General features: G+C 60.0%; 14 protein-coding genes and 1 other RNA gene. 14 read left to right on the top strand and 1 reads right to left on the bottom strand.

Annotation, left to right across the window (positions count from 1 at the left end; all coding sequences use genetic code 11):
- Positions 1-20: 20 nt before the first annotated feature.
- From SE16_RS06345 to SE16_RS06315, 7 genes are all read left to right on the top strand, one after another.
- Positions 21-1,412 carry an MFS transporter gene (locus tag SE16_RS06345; protein WP_054493264.1) on the top strand — a complete coding sequence of 464 codons (1,392 nt, stop codon included), beginning with the start codon at positions 21-23 and terminating at the stop codon, positions 1,410-1,412.
- Between the two features lie 21 nt (positions 1,413-1,433).
- Positions 1,434-1,883 carry a hypothetical protein gene (locus tag SE16_RS06340; RefSeq protein WP_152918136.1) on the top strand — a complete coding sequence of 150 codons (450 nt, stop codon included), beginning with the start codon at positions 1,434-1,436 and terminating at the stop codon, positions 1,881-1,883.
- Between the two features lie 54 nt (positions 1,884-1,937).
- Entirely contained in the window at positions 1,938-2,510 is a 573-nt protein-coding gene (locus tag SE16_RS06335) for a TetR/AcrR family transcriptional regulator (RefSeq protein ID WP_054493266.1), read from the top strand.
- A 138-nt stretch (positions 2,511-2,648) separates the two neighbouring features.
- Positions 2,649-3,752 carry an inositol-3-phosphate synthase gene (locus tag SE16_RS06330; protein ID WP_054493267.1) on the top strand — a complete coding sequence of 368 codons (1,104 nt, stop codon included), beginning with the start codon at positions 2,649-2,651 and terminating at the stop codon, positions 3,750-3,752.
- A 131-nt stretch (positions 3,753-3,883) separates the two neighbouring features.
- Positions 3,884-4,777 carry a lysophospholipid acyltransferase family protein gene (locus tag SE16_RS06325; protein ID WP_054493268.1) on the top strand — a complete coding sequence of 298 codons (894 nt, stop codon included), beginning with the start codon at positions 3,884-3,886 and terminating at the stop codon, positions 4,775-4,777.
- Entirely contained in the window at positions 4,774-5,919 is a 1,146-nt protein-coding gene (locus SE16_RS06320; protein WP_054493269.1) for a glycosyltransferase family 4 protein, read from the top strand. Before SE16_RS06325 ends, SE16_RS06320 begins: the two co-directional genes overlap by 4 nt.
- A gap of 28 nt (positions 5,920-5,947) precedes the next feature.
- The gene (locus SE16_RS06315) at positions 5,948-6,529 is read left to right on the top strand and encodes a CDP-alcohol phosphatidyltransferase family protein (protein WP_054493270.1); all 582 of its coding nucleotides are present in this window, start codon (positions 5,948-5,950) and stop codon (positions 6,527-6,529) included.
- Between the two features lie 62 nt (positions 6,530-6,591).
- Here the strand turns inward: SE16_RS06315 and SE16_RS06310 are convergent, their stop codons facing one another.
- A complete protein-coding gene (locus SE16_RS06310) occupies positions 6,592-7,725 on the bottom strand; it encodes a C39 family peptidase (protein WP_161804516.1) in 1,134 nt (377 codons plus the stop codon).
- Between SE16_RS06310 and SE16_RS16185 the strand changes: the two genes are divergently transcribed.
- The 7 genes from SE16_RS16185 to SE16_RS06275 all read left to right on the top strand — a co-directional run bounded on the left by SE16_RS16185 (position 7,718) and on the right by SE16_RS06275 (position 12,891).
- Positions 7,718-8,038 carry a hypothetical protein gene (locus SE16_RS16185; RefSeq protein WP_060687367.1) on the top strand — a complete coding sequence of 107 codons (321 nt, stop codon included), beginning with the start codon at positions 7,718-7,720 and terminating at the stop codon, positions 8,036-8,038. The genes SE16_RS06310 and SE16_RS16185 overlap by 8 nt on opposite strands.
- 493 nt (positions 8,039-8,531) lie before the next feature.
- Positions 8,532-9,455, top strand: a complete 924-nt coding sequence (locus tag SE16_RS06300) for an ABC transporter ATP-binding protein (protein WP_200907168.1) — start codon at positions 8,532-8,534, stop codon at positions 9,453-9,455.
- A complete protein-coding gene (locus SE16_RS06295; protein WP_054491851.1) occupies positions 9,452-9,925 on the top strand; it encodes a hypothetical protein in 474 nt (157 codons plus the stop codon). Before SE16_RS06300 ends, SE16_RS06295 begins: the two co-directional genes overlap by 4 nt.
- Positions 9,918-11,459 (top strand): stage II sporulation protein M, encoded by a 1,542-nt coding sequence (locus tag SE16_RS06290; RefSeq protein ID WP_054491852.1) that lies wholly within the window; start codon positions 9,918-9,920, stop codon positions 11,457-11,459. The genes SE16_RS06295 and SE16_RS06290 overlap by 8 nt, the downstream gene beginning before the upstream one ends.
- Positions 11,460-11,488: 29 nt before the next feature.
- Positions 11,489-12,238 carry an MBL fold metallo-hydrolase gene (locus SE16_RS06285; RefSeq protein WP_054491853.1) on the top strand — a complete coding sequence of 250 codons (750 nt, stop codon included), beginning with the start codon at positions 11,489-11,491 and terminating at the stop codon, positions 12,236-12,238.
- A gap of 46 nt (positions 12,239-12,284) precedes the next feature.
- Positions 12,285-12,460, top strand: a non-coding RNA gene (ssrS, locus tag SE16_RS06280) — 6S RNA.
- Positions 12,461-12,489: 29 nt separating this feature from the next.
- Complete coding sequence (locus tag SE16_RS06275) at positions 12,490-12,891, top strand: ACT domain-containing protein (RefSeq protein WP_060687364.1); 402 nt, start codon at positions 12,490-12,492, stop codon at positions 12,889-12,891.
- The last annotated feature ends 66 nt before the right edge of the window (positions 12,892-12,957 follow it).

Below are 12,957 nucleotides of genomic sequence, written 5' to 3'. Positions count from 1 at the left end.
TATTGCGAGGAGCAGAGCGTATGACAAACCTGGACGCAAAACAGCGCAATCGCATTTTGGCGTTGTTGTTCGTTGGGGTGCTGATGGCGGCGCTTGACATTGCCATTGTGGGACCGGCTTTGCCGTCCATTCGCGCTGAGTTTGGCATTGACGCCCGTCAGGCGGCGTGGATTTTCACCATGTATGTGTTGTGCAACCTGGTGAGCACGCCGCTGATGGCGCGCTTTTCGGACATGTTCGGGCGTCGGTTGGTCTATGTGCTGGATGTGGCGCTTTTTGGCGTTGGCTCGCTGTTGGTGGCGTTTTCGCCCACGTTTGCCGTGTTGGTGTTGGGGCGCGCCGTGCAGGGGCTGGGCGCGGGGGGAATTTTCCCCGTCGCCAGCGCCGTGATTGGCGACACGTTCCCCGTTGAACAGCGGGGCAGTGCGTTGGGGTTGATTGGCGCCGTGTTTGGCATTGCGTTCCTGGTGGGGCCCTTGCTGGCGGGTGTCATGTTGAGTGTGCTGAGTTGGCATTGGCTCTTCCTCATCAACCTACCGATTGCGGTGGCGCTCATGTGGGGCGGTTGGCGCTTGCTGCCGGCCACACGCATGCAGACCAGCGCCACGTTTGACGTGGTGGGCACGGTGTTGCTGGTGGTGGTGCTGAGCACGCTCACCTACGGTATCAACCAGATTGATACAACCCAGGTCGCCGCGAGCCTGCGCCGGGGGAATGTGCTGGGCGCGTGGCTGCTCTTCCTGTTGAGCGCGCCGATATTTGTCTGGTGGGAGCTGTGCGTTGAAACCCCCGTTATCCAGATGCGGCTCTTTCAGTCGGTGCAGATTGTGTTGACCTGCGCTTTCGCCTTTGGCGCGGGGTTTGGCGAAGCCTCGTTCGTCTTTGTGCCGGATTTGTTGGTGGCGGCGCTGGGGGTGGCGTCGAGTACGGCGAGTTTCATGCTGTTGCCGGCGGTGCTGGCCATGGCGGTGGGTTCGCCCCTGTTCGGGCGCATGCTCGACCGCGTTGGTGCACGCCCCGTTGTCGCCAGCGCGACCGGCTTGGCGGCGTTGGGCTTGCTGGTGCTGGGGGGCGTTCCGCTGAGCCGCCTCTCGTTCTATGCGGCGGCGTTGCTTATTGGTTTGGGGCTTTCGGGGTTGTTGGGCGCCGCGTTGCGCTACATCATGCTGCAAGAAGCCCCTCGTGAAGAACGCGCCTCGGCGCAGGGCGTGCTGACGTTATTCACCAGTGTGGGGCAACTTGTGGGCGGCGCCTGGATTGGGGCGCTGGCGGTCTCGCGTGGTGAGCCTGTTGCGGGCTACCAGACGGCGTTTTTGAGTGTGGGGCTGATGATGGGCGTGCTGTGGCTGTTGAGTTTCCGGCTGGCGGCGCGTCCCGTTTCTGAAGCGCCTGCGGCGATGGAAAGCAACTAATTTGGAAAGGAGAGAGGAAACGTGTACACATGGATGTTGATAGCCCATTCGTGGTGGCGTTGGGGCGTCGTTCTGCTTGCGGCTGTGGTGCTGGTGCACCTGCTCTTTATGCGGGGGGCGTGGCGCACGTGGGAAGAGCACGCGCTGCGTTTCTTCCCCATTGCGCTGGATGTGCAGGTGTTGTTGGGCGTCGCGCTGTTTGCAGTCAGCCCGCTGACAGGGGAGGCGATGCGTTCGGGAACGCTTTTTGCGAATGAAGTGGCGCGTTTTTGGAGCATGGAGCACGCGCTTCCGATGGTGTTGGCGCTGGTGCTGGCGCACGTGGGGCAAAAACGCCTGCGCGCGGCGCTGGCGGCGGGCAACCAATCGTCCCGTGCGGGGCGCTGGCTGCTGATTGGCGCGATTCTGTTGCTTTTGGCGTCCATTCCCTGGCCGGTGATGCCCAACGGGCGACCACTTTTCCGCGTCTAGGCGTGTTGTCAAACCAGCAGAAGGCGAAGCATGGTGCAGGGGTGAACAGACAGCATGGATGAACACAAACGCCACATTCTCGATGTTGCGACGCGCCTCTTTGTGGCGCATGGGTATAGCGGGCTTTCGATGCGCGAAATCGCCGAAGCCGCCGGGCTTTCCAAAGCCGGTTTGTATCACCATTTCAAGACCAAAGAAGAGCTGTTCATCGCCGTTTTGGAAGAGAATATCGAGACGGTTGCCGCCATTATCGAAGCGGCGCACCGTGAACATACCACCTTGCGCGACCAGTTGACCGCGATTCTGACGGGGATTTTCACACTACCGCCCGAACGCCGCGCCATCATCCGGCTGGCGAGCCAGGAAATGGCGGCGTTGCAGCCCGAAACGCGCCAAGCGTTTATGATGCGGTATCAGGCGTCCTTCATCCAGCGGCTGGATGCGCTGATGCAAGCGGCGATTGCACGCGGCGAACTGCGCCCGCTCCCGTCGCGCATGTTGACGTGGTTCTTTTTGGGCATGGCGTACCCCTTTTTCTACCCGGCGCACCAAAACGACCTGCGCGACCCCGTCCAGACGGCGACGATGATGGTGGATGTGTTTTTAAACGGCGCATTGGCGCGCTAGCCTGTGGGTGGATGCCGTGAATTCTCGCCCCCTTTTGACACTCGTACAGAGTGTGATACTATCGCGCGCCGAATGTATTGTGCGGAAACGCACAAATTCGCACAAAATGCTCGAATTCCACAGCAACAGGAGGCCAAGGTGAGCAAGAAAGTACGCGTTGCCATTATCGGCGTGGGGAACTGCGCCAACTCGCTCGTACAGGGGGTGTACTATTACAAAAACGCCAAGCCGGATGAATTCATCCCCGGCTTGATGCACACCGTCTTGGGCGGCTACCACGTCGGCGATATCGAATTTACTGCCGCTTTCGACATTGACGCCGAAAAGGTTGGCAAAGACCTTTCGGAAGCCATTTGGGCGGGGCAGAACAACACCATCAAATTTGCGGATGTGCCCTACATGAACGTGCCCGTCTATCGTGGCATGACGCACGACGGCTTGGGGCACTACCTTTCGCAGAAAATCCAGAAAGCGCCTGGTCCCACGGCTGACATCGTGCAAATTTTGAAGGATACGAAGACCGACGTGGTGGTCAATTACCTGCCCGTGGGGAGCGAAATGGCGACGAAGTGGTACGTCGAGCAGGTGCTGGAAGCCGGCTGCGCCTTCGTCAACGCCATTCCGGTCTTCATCGCTCGCGAACCCTACTGGCAGCGCCGCTTCGCCGAACGCGGGTTGCCCATCATTGGCGACGACATCAAGAGCCAGGTGGGTGCGACGATTGTCCACCGCGTGCTGACGCGCCTCTTCCGCGACCGTGGTGTGCGCCTGGAACGCACCAGCCAGTTGAACGTGGGCGGCAACATGGACTTCTACAACATGCTGGAACGCAGCCGCCTCGAAAGCAAGAAGATTTCCAAGACCAACGCGGTCACGTCGCAGCTGGACTACGAACTCGACCCCGAAAACGTCTACATCGGTCCGTCGGACTACGTGCCCTGGCTGAAAGACCGCAAATGGGCGTACATCCGCATGGAAGGGCGCGCCTTCGGCGATGTGCCGCTCAACATCGAATTGAAGTTGGAAGTGTGGGATAGCCCCAACTCGGCGGGCGTCATCATTGACGCGGTGCGCTGCGCCAAACTCGCGCTCGACCGCGGTCTGGCCGGTACGTTGGTGGGTCCGTCGGCGTACTTCATGAAGTCGCCGCCGCGCCAGTTTACGGACGAAGAAGCCCGTGAAAAGACCGAAGCATTCATTACGGGCGAAGACAACGATGTGCTGATGGGTGAAGACGCCTAAGCCGCCCACAAAGTTGCCGAAACAGACAGCCTGCACCGTAAGGTGTAGGCTGTTTTTTCTTCAAACGGTTGGCGCTTCTCTCAAAGTTGCGTAGGATAGAGAGAGCGACCAACAAGGCAGGAGTACCGCGCATGGTGCTGTATTACATCTATCGTTTGCTCACATTGGTGGTGCCATTCATTCCATCATCGGTTGGTTATTGGATATGCGACCGCATTGCCGACCTGCTGTACCTCTTTGCGGGCACAATACGGCGCAACATCGAATTCAACCAGCGTCATGTGCTTGGGGCGAACGCCCCCGCCGATGAGGTGCGGCGTGTCGTGCGGGGCGTTTTTCGCACCCTGGTGAAGAACTACTACGACCAGTTCCGCCTTTGGAAACTGACCGACGACGAGTTGCGCGCTTTTGCCGACCTGGTGGGGATTGAGTATCTCGACGAGGCGCTCTCGCACGGCAAAGGGGTTTTGCTGGTGACGGCGCACTTCGGTTCCCCCGAAGTGACGGCGCAGGCGTTGGCGGTGCGCGGCTACGACATCACCTCGCCTGTCGAGCATATTCAGCCCGAAGCCCTTTTCCAGTTGATGACATCGTTGCGGGCGTCGCATGGCTTGCACATTGTCCCGGTCGAAAAGCCGCTCAATCTGCTGAAAGCGTTGAAACGCGGCGGCGTTGTGGGCATTGTGAGCGACCGCGACATTACCAACAGCGGCATTTGCGTGCCCTTCTTCGGTGAACCAACCCGCATGCCCGACGGCGCGGTGCAGTTGAGTTTGCGCACGGGGGCGCCAATTGTGGTCGCGTATTCGTACCGCTTGCCCGACAACCGCTTTCGTGCGGTGGGCTTTCCCCCCATCTACCTGGAAAAAACGGGCGATAAAACCGCCGACGTTGAGCGGGGCGTGCGCCAGATTGTGGCGCTCATGGAGCAATTCATCCGCGAGCACCCTGACCAGTGGTTTGTCACGGTGCCCATGTGGGGGGATGCGTGCCGCGAACAATCCACCAGCGAGGCGAGTGCGTGAGCCACCCTTTGCGCATTGCGCTGGTTTCGCCGTATGATTTCGCTGTGCCGGGGGGCGTCAATCGCCATGTGGCGGCGCTGGCGCACTATCTGCAAGCCCGTGGGCATGCGCCAACCATTCTTGCCCCATCGTCCGAACCGCCGGCTGACGCCTCGCCGCTGCATCCCATCAGCACAGTGACCATCCCCGTGCCGTTTAGCGGTTCAGTGGCGCGGCTCTCCCTGTCGCCCGCCGCAGTGCTCAGAGTGCGCCGTTTGCTGGAAGAAACCCCCTTTGACATCATCCACATTCACGAACCCACCATCCCCACACTTGCGCCCATCGTCGTGCGCTATGCCAAAAGTGTCCTGGTGGGCACATTCCACGCATACCGCGAGGAGAACCTGGCGTTTGATTTCGGCAAGCCGCTTTTTCGGTATCTGGACGCCCTGCATGGACGGATTGCGGTCTCCGAGGCGGCGCGCGACTACATCGCCGCCTATTTCCCGGCGGAATACCGCATCATCCCGAACGGTATCGAATGGGCGATGTTCGCCGACCCCACCATCCACCCGTTTGAAACCTACCAACAACAAGGTCCCGTCATCCTCTTTGTCGGACGCCTGGAAGAACGCAAGGGCTTTCGCTACCTGTTGCGGGCGTTTCGCCAGGTCAAAACCCAGGTGCCGAATGCGCAGTTGGTGGTGGTGGGCGCGTTCCAGCGGGAAGAAATCACCCCCTACGTGCAGTACATTCGCCATTATCGGGTGCATGGGGTGCGCTTTGTGGGCTACGTGCCCACAGAGGAGTTGCCGCGCTGGTATCGCACGGCGACGATTTTTTGCGCGCCGAGTGTGGGTTTTGAAAGTTTCGGCATTGTGCTGTTGGAAGCCATGGCGGCGGGCGTGCCGGTGGTGGCCAGCGATATTTCGGGCTACCGCTGTGTGGTGCAGCATGGCGTGCAGGGTGAACTGGTGCCGCCCGGTGATGAAGAAGCGTTGGCGGAAACGCTTGTTCGCCTGTTGCATGACCCGGCGACGTGTGAGCGCTACGGCGCGGCTGGGCGTGAGACCAGCCGCCGCTATGATTGGCGTGTTGTGACCGAGGAAGTCGAATCGTTTTACACCGAATTGCTCACCGCGCATTGCCTTTCTTCGTCGTAGTGCGCGGTCAGCCATCAAGGAGGATGAAATGCTGAGTGAATGGTTGCGAAAACAGACCCGCGGCGTGGTGAATGGTGTGGCGGCGGTGCTTGCCAAAAGCGGCGTCACGCCGAACCAGTTGACGGTTGTGGGATTTTTGCTGATCAGCAGTGTCGGCGTGTTGCTCGCGCGCGGCATGTTTCGCGAGGCTGGCGTGCTCATCATCGTGACGGCGCTCTTCGATGCGCTGGATGGCGGTTTGGCGCGCTACACCAACCGCGTGACCCCGTTTGGCGCATTCCTGGATTCAACGCTCGACCGCTATGCCGAGGCGGCGTTGTACGGCGGCTTGTTGTGGTGGTACATGCAGCAAGGCGCACACGTGGAAGCCATGTTAGTCTATGCGGCGATTGTGGGCAGTATCATGGTGAGTTATACACGCGCCCGCGCTGAGGGGATTGGCGTGGAATGCAAAGTGGGGCTGTTCACACGCTTCGAGCGAATAGCGGTGCTGGTCTTTGCCTTGCTTTTCAACCTGCTGACGCCGGCATTGGTTGTCCTGGCGATTTTTTCAAATGTGACGGCGCTTCAACGTATGTGGCACGTTTATCGCCAGGCGCAAACGGCGTGAGATGAGCAACCTGCGCTGAAAAGCAAACGGGCGGCGTTCTGTGCGCCGCCCGTTTTGTGTGCCTACGAGCCGCCGGTGAGTGTTTGGAGCAACACCGCCGCCGGCCCAAAGCCGGGGTGCTCTTCAAGGGCTTTTTCCAATTCAGCGCGGGCTTCATCTGTGCGCCCAAGGGCTTTGAGCGCCACCGCGCGTTGGTAGCGCATGTCCTCGCTCATCTCCATACTGGCAAGCACCTCATCGCTCACTTGCAACACTTTTTCGTATTGCCCCACGAGGTTCAACGCTTCCAGATACCCGTACCGATACCAGAGATAGCGGAAGGGCAACCCGATGGCAATGGCGCGTTCATAGGCTTCAATCGCGCCTTCGGGGTCGCCCAACCGCAAACGGGCTTCGCCCAAGCCATACCACGCCAGCGCATCGTTGGGGGCTTGTGCGATGCGCGCTTCCATGTCGCGGGCAAGGCGCGCCCACATGTTCGCCGGCTCCCAATCGTCGCCAATGATCGAACGGACAAGGTCGGTTTGTTCCGGCGGATAGGCGACGATATACAGGTTGTTGTAATACGCCCAATCACGCAGAAAATCGGCGTAGGTGAACCAGATATCGGGTCCCAGGAAACTGTCGTTGAAGAGAATTTCTTGCTTTGTGCGGTCAAACCCTCGCACGACGCGATAATGCCCCATGCCCCCGTCGTACTGCAACCATTGTTCCACAATCACGGGAAAGCCGGCTTGGAGCAAGCGTTCCAGCAGAGGAATGTCACCGTTGATGCCCACAAACACCTCAAACCCTTGCTGGCGCAAATAGGCGGCAATTTCACCTGGGTTGACATTGCGGTCGCGTGGGTTGGGTTTCAGAAAGGCGGCGGTATCGAATTGGGTCACTTGAATACCGAAATAACTGAGGAACATGGCGGTTGTGGTTGGACCGCAGTTGTTCAACTTTTGCCAGTCGTGCGTCATGGGACCCAACACCACGCGGTCTGGTCCCTGCGTGGGCGCGATAGGCGTCGCCAGCACCACCCCTTCGTTCCCCTGGTAGGGTTGCGCCAACATGGTCACGGGAATGCGGATTTCACGCCCCGGCTGAACGTCGCCGGCGGAGATGTGGTTGTAGGAGAGGAGTTGGCTGGGTAAAACCCGCCATGCCCCGGCAATCGTCCAGATGGTTTCGCCCGGCTGCACAATGTGCACAAATTCCCCCTCGGCGTTGGGTGTGGGGGTTGGCGTGGGCGATGGCGTCGGTGTGTTGGTGGGTGTGGGGGTTGCCGTCGCCGTGGGCGTGATGGTGGGCGTGGGCGAGGCTGTGGGGGGGGCGCTGGGCGGCAAGGTTGCCGTCGGCGGGGGCGCTGTGGGTAAAGTCGGTTCGGATGTGGGCGAAGCCATTGCCACCGACGTGGATGGCTGGGCATTGGATGTAGTGCATGCATTCAGCGCCGCTATAAACGAAATGAGCAACAAAAAAATACCACAACGCTGCATAGATGAATTCCTCCGCTTTGCCTGATGTGCACGGCTGGCAAAGTATAGTCGGGTGGTGGCGGACGCCAACCAGGCGGAGATGTGCGCACTCCTGGGGGCACGTGCAGGCGTGTGGCGAAACGACCTTGCGCCCTTTGCATTGCAAAGAAAAACACCCCCTTGCCGGGGGTGTGTTGTTGGAGAGGGGGGGAGGGAAGAACGGTGACGAATTGGTTGCGAGCCCTTTTGTGCGGAAAACAGCCTTGTTGCGGTTACAGGAGGTGTTTCCTGTTTTTCGTCCCCCGTTCTTCCCTGTGGGGGTAGGTGTGCATGTACAGTATAGCAACTTGAAATGCGCTTGTATAGGTACACGCGTACTCAATTTATGAGTACATTTGTACTCATCGCTTTTTGCAAATTCTAACTTTTTAGAATTTTTGTTTCTTGTGTCCGCATTTGAATTCCACTCAACCTCGTCTATACTTTTCCCACCACGGCGTGCGCTTGCGCTACCCAATCAGCAAAACAGGAAAACCAACGTGTCCATCGTACAAGCCCACGGATTGGTCAAACAATTTGGCACATTCACCGCTATTCGCGACATCACCTTTGATGTGCGACAAGGCGAAGTGTTGGCGCTGTTGGGCCCGAACGGCGCGGGCAAAACCACCACCATCCGTTGCCTGGCGGGGATTTTGCAGCCCAGCGCCGGCTATGCCATTGTCGCCGGCTACGATGTGCGCCACCATGCGCGGCTCGTGCGCCGACATGTAGGCTTGCTTACCGAATTCCCCGGCTTGTATGGTCGGCTGACGCCGCTGGAATACCTCGATTTCTTTGGCGCAATGCATGGCATGTCGCCGGCTGACCGCTACCAGCGTGCCGAAGCGCTCTTGCGCCATTTTGGCTTGTGGGAAGCACGCAACCGCCGATTGGGGCAGTTCAGCAAAGGCATGCGCCAGAAGATGGCGCTGGTACGGGCGCTTTTGCACGACCCACAGGTGCTCTTTCTGGATGAACCCACCTCGGCGCTCGACCCCGAAGGAGCGTTTCAGGTGCGTTCCGCCATTGCCGATTTGCGCACGCAAGGGCACACCATTGTGCTTTGCACCCACAACCTTGTCGAAGCCGAATTGCTCGCCGACCGCATTGTCATCATGGGTGTGGGGCGCGTGTTGGCAATCGGCACGCCGGACGCACTGCGCGACCAGGTGCTTGGTGCGCCGCTTTTCACCTTGCGGCTCGCGCAGCCGCTCGATGACCTTGCCTCGCTGGCGGGGGAAATGGTGGAGATCGAAGCCGTCGGTGATACATGGGTGCGCTTTCGCACCACCACGCCTGAGACCACCAACCCGGCGCTGGTGCGTCGCATTCTTGACCGCGGCGGCGAGATTGTGGCGCTCACCGAAGAACCGCGCCGCCTGGAAGATGTCTATCTGCATTTGATGGGAGCAGCCGTATGAAACCGTTGGCTTGGCTGGCACGCACCTTTGGATTTGTCGCGTTAGGTGCAGCGGCGACCCTGGCGTTGCTCTTGCTGCTGCCGGTGGGGCGCATGGGGCTTTTCGACGCCACGATGATGGCGCTTGTGCGGTATGTGCTTTGGTACTGGATTGTGCCCATCGCATTCGCCCTCTTCTTGTTGAGGTACCTGCTGACGCCGGTGCGCCCTTTGCCGCGCACACGGGGCTATGTGTGGGTGCGTTGGGGTGTCGGTTTGGCGCTGTGGGGGCTGGGCATGGGCTGGTTGTTCACCCCGTTCGTCTTGGTGTGGGAAGAAGCCTTGCGGCTTCACAGCGTGGGCGGCACGCTGGCGCAATGGCAAGCGTCCGCCCTGCGCCTCTACATTCTGCATGCGCCCTTCTTCCCCACAGGTGTGCTGGCGTTGTTTGCCGCTCGCAAATGGTTTTTGAGGAGCACCCCCCATGCATGAAACGTCGCTCTCCTCGGTCTCAACCGAACCGCTTCAGGCGGAAGCCTATCTGGAACGCACGCTCTCACCCGCGCTTGTCTGGACATTGGCGCGGCGTGAACTGCGCGACAGCCTGCGCGATTGGCGTATCGTCATCCCGATTGGCTTGCTGACGTTGGTCTTCCCCTTCATCATGCTGTTGATTGGGGCGGCGCTCTTCGATTTTCTGGAACAATACGGCGCAACCATCATTGGCGAGCAGATGGTGCCCTTTGGTTTGCTGGCGGTGGGGTTTTTCCCCATGAGTTTTTCGCTCGTCATTGCGCTGGAAACATTCGTGGGGGAACGTGAGCGCAACAGCCTCGAAGCGCTTTTCTCCACACCCGCCAGCGATGTAGACCTCTACGTGGGCAAATTGCTGGCGTCGCTCCTGTTGCCGCTGGTGGCGAGTTGGTTCGGCATGGCTGTGTATGCGCTGGCAATGGTACGCGCCGACATGTGGTCGCTCGATGCGTACACGTTCGCCCTCATCTGGCTGTTGAACACGGCTGAGGGCGTGCTCATGGTTTCGGCGGCGGTCATCGTCAGCAGCCATACAACGAGTGTGCGCGCCGCCAACCTGCTCGCCAGTTTTATCATCGTGCCGGTGGCGTTGCTCTTGCAACTGGAAGGGTTGATTCTCTTTTGGAACAAAACCACGGCGCTCTGGTGGCTCTTTGCGGGCGTCATTGTCTTGACGATTGCGCTCTTGCGGGTTGGCATTCGTTCATTCAATCGTGAGCATATCCTCGCCCGCGAAATTGACTTCCTCAACCTGGAACGGGCGTGGGCGTTGTTGAAAGCCTTTTGGCGCGCCGCCCCCGATGACGTGCCGCGCGTCCGACAGGTCCCGGAAGAAGCGCCGCCGTTTCACCTGCGCCGCTTTTACACCCAGGTGTTGCCCGCCATGTTGAAGCGCGACCGCTGGGCGATGGCGACGGGAACGTTTTTCGTGCTTGCCGGCTTTGGGTTGGGGTGGTATCTGGCGCGGGCGTGGCATGTGCCGGCGGAACTGATTGACTTCAACCGCCTTGATGTCAGTCAGTTGCAAGCCCAATTGCAAGCGAACCAGACCGGCCTGGCGATGTTGCCGCGTTTCAGCGTGCGTGCGATTCTGGTGCACAACGTGCGGGTGGTGTTCATCAGTGGCGTGCTCAGCCTGTTCAGCGTAGGGGTGGTGCCCGCGTTGAGCGTTCTGGCGCCCTTCACGCTGATTGGCGGCATTGCCAGCGTGCTGGCGGCTGGTGGACAGGATTGGGGGCGTTTCCTGGTGGCGTTTATCCTGCCGCATGGCGTGGTGGAAATTCCCGCTGTGGTGATTGGGTTGGCGTATGCCCTGCGCATTGGCGCGATGGTGTTGGGTCCCCCGCGCGATTTTAGCGTCAGCGAAGGCATTGTGCTGGCGATTGCCGATTTTCTGAGGGTGCTCATTCTGGTGGTGTTGCCCTTGCTGGCGCTCGCGGCGCTGCTCGAAGTCTATCTCACGCCGCGTGTGATTGTAGCGCTCTATGGCTAGCGCAAACCAACCCTCAACGGAGTCAACCGATGATGTACCTCTACGTGCTGGGAAGCGGCTCATCTTACAACCCTGTGGGGCGTGAAACGACCATGCTTGCCGTCGCCGTGGGCGATGATGTCTCGCTGGTGGATTGCGGCGGGAATGCGCTCGCCGCGTTCATCCGCATGGGGGGCGACCCCGCGCAGGTGGTGCGCCTTTTCCTCACCCACAACCACCCCGACCATGTTGTCGGGTTTCCGCTCCTCATTCAGCAGTTGTGGTTGGCGGGGCGTCGAACGCCGTTGCCTGTCTATGCGCCGTCTGAAACGGTGGCAACGGCGCGGCGTCTGATGGACACGTTCGATACCAGCGGTTGGGAAGGCTTGTTTGCCATTGAATGGCACACCATCCCGCTGGAACCCTGGACGCCTGTTTGCGCCTCATCCGCTGTGCGTGTTCTGGCAGCGCCCGCAGAACACAGTCGCCCCACAGTGGCGCTCCGCTTTGAAAGCGCGCATGGCGTGCTCGTGTATAGCAGCGATACAGCGCCTTCCCCGCATATCGTCGAACTGGCGCGTGGGGCTGACCTGCTTGTCCACGAAGCCACCGGTCCTTACGAAGGGCATAGCACCGTCAAAGATGCCGCTATCGTCGCCCGTGATGCCGGCGTGCCGCGTGTTGTGCTTGTTCACCTGCCCTATGACGAAGAAGAGGCTGCCAGACTCGCCGCCGAAGCCGAAGCGCAGATTGGCGTTCACATTGTGCCCGCGAGTGATGCCATGCGCTACGGGCTGTGATGCTGAGGGTTTGGCTGCTTTTGAGAGCGTGAGTATCATTACGAATAGCGCCCGACGGTGTGCGTGATGCCGTCTGATACGCACAGACCCTACACCATACGGAAGGGGTCCGCGCTCCAGTAAGGCGGTGATCTCGTGCACGACGGGTGATCTGCCGGGCAGGACCCCACTTGGCATGCGCGGGTTCTCGCGCGGGGCGGCACACGGCACCGTGGGGTGCTCTGATGCGTGTTGCATGAGAAGGAATACGTATGCTGACACTTTCTCTCCTTCCTCACGTTTTGGGTGTTTGCCGCCTTGATGCTGAGAGCGCCATACCCGCTTGGGCAACCCAAGACGCTTTTTTCTCCATCACCCGTACAGCCGATGAACTCTCCATCGTTTGCCCGGCGGCGCTCATTCCCGCAGGGGTAACGGCGGAAACAGGTTGGCGGTGCCTCAAAGTGCATGGTCCGCTGGATTTCAGCCTTGTGGGTGTCTTGCGTTCGATTGCCGAACCGCTTGCCCAAGCCGGTATCAGTATCTTTGCCATTTCCACCTACGACACGGATTATGTGTTGGTGCAAGCAGATGCGCTTCCCCGCGCCATTGAAGCGCTGCGGCGGGCGGGGCACCGTGTGAACGAGGCGGGCGCGCGCAGCGAGGAGACGTAGGCGTCAGGCGTTGCGCTCTGCACATAACAAGCGGTGGTTTCAGCGACCACCGCTTTTTTGCTGATG

Origin of the sequence: Ardenticatena maritima (genome assembly GCF_001306175.1) — a bacterium.
GTDB lineage: Bacteria > Chloroflexota > Anaerolineae > Ardenticatenales > Ardenticatenaceae > Ardenticatena > Ardenticatena maritima.
This window is presented reverse-complemented; position numbering and strand designations above follow the sequence as displayed.

What these genes read in the sequence shown, in the direction of transcription:
- SE16_RS16185 (WP_060687367.1), top strand. Translation starts at nt 7,718, where the DNA reads ATGTGCACAAATTCCCCCTCGGCGTTGGGTGTGGGGGTTGGCGTGGGC.
- SE16_RS06345 (WP_054493264.1), top strand. Translation starts at nt 21, where the DNA reads ATGACAAACCTGGACGCAAAACAGCGCAATCGCATTTTGGCGTTGTTG.
- SE16_RS06275 (WP_060687364.1), top strand. Translation starts at nt 12,490, where the DNA reads ATGCTGACACTTTCTCTCCTTCCTCACGTTTTGGGTGTTTGCCGCCTT.
- SE16_RS06285 (WP_054491853.1), top strand. Translation starts at nt 11,489, where the DNA reads ATGATGTACCTCTACGTGCTGGGAAGCGGCTCATCTTACAACCCTGTG.
- SE16_RS06325 (WP_054493268.1), top strand. Translation starts at nt 3,884, where the DNA reads ATGGTGCTGTATTACATCTATCGTTTGCTCACATTGGTGGTGCCATTC.
- SE16_RS06335 (WP_054493266.1), top strand. Translation starts at nt 1,938, where the DNA reads ATGGATGAACACAAACGCCACATTCTCGATGTTGCGACGCGCCTCTTT.
- SE16_RS06295 (WP_054491851.1), top strand. Translation starts at nt 9,452, where the DNA reads ATGAAACCGTTGGCTTGGCTGGCACGCACCTTTGGATTTGTCGCGTTA.
- SE16_RS06290 (WP_054491852.1), top strand. Translation starts at nt 9,918, where the DNA reads ATGCATGAAACGTCGCTCTCCTCGGTCTCAACCGAACCGCTTCAGGCG.
- SE16_RS06315 (WP_054493270.1), top strand. Translation starts at nt 5,948, where the DNA reads ATGCTGAGTGAATGGTTGCGAAAACAGACCCGCGGCGTGGTGAATGGT.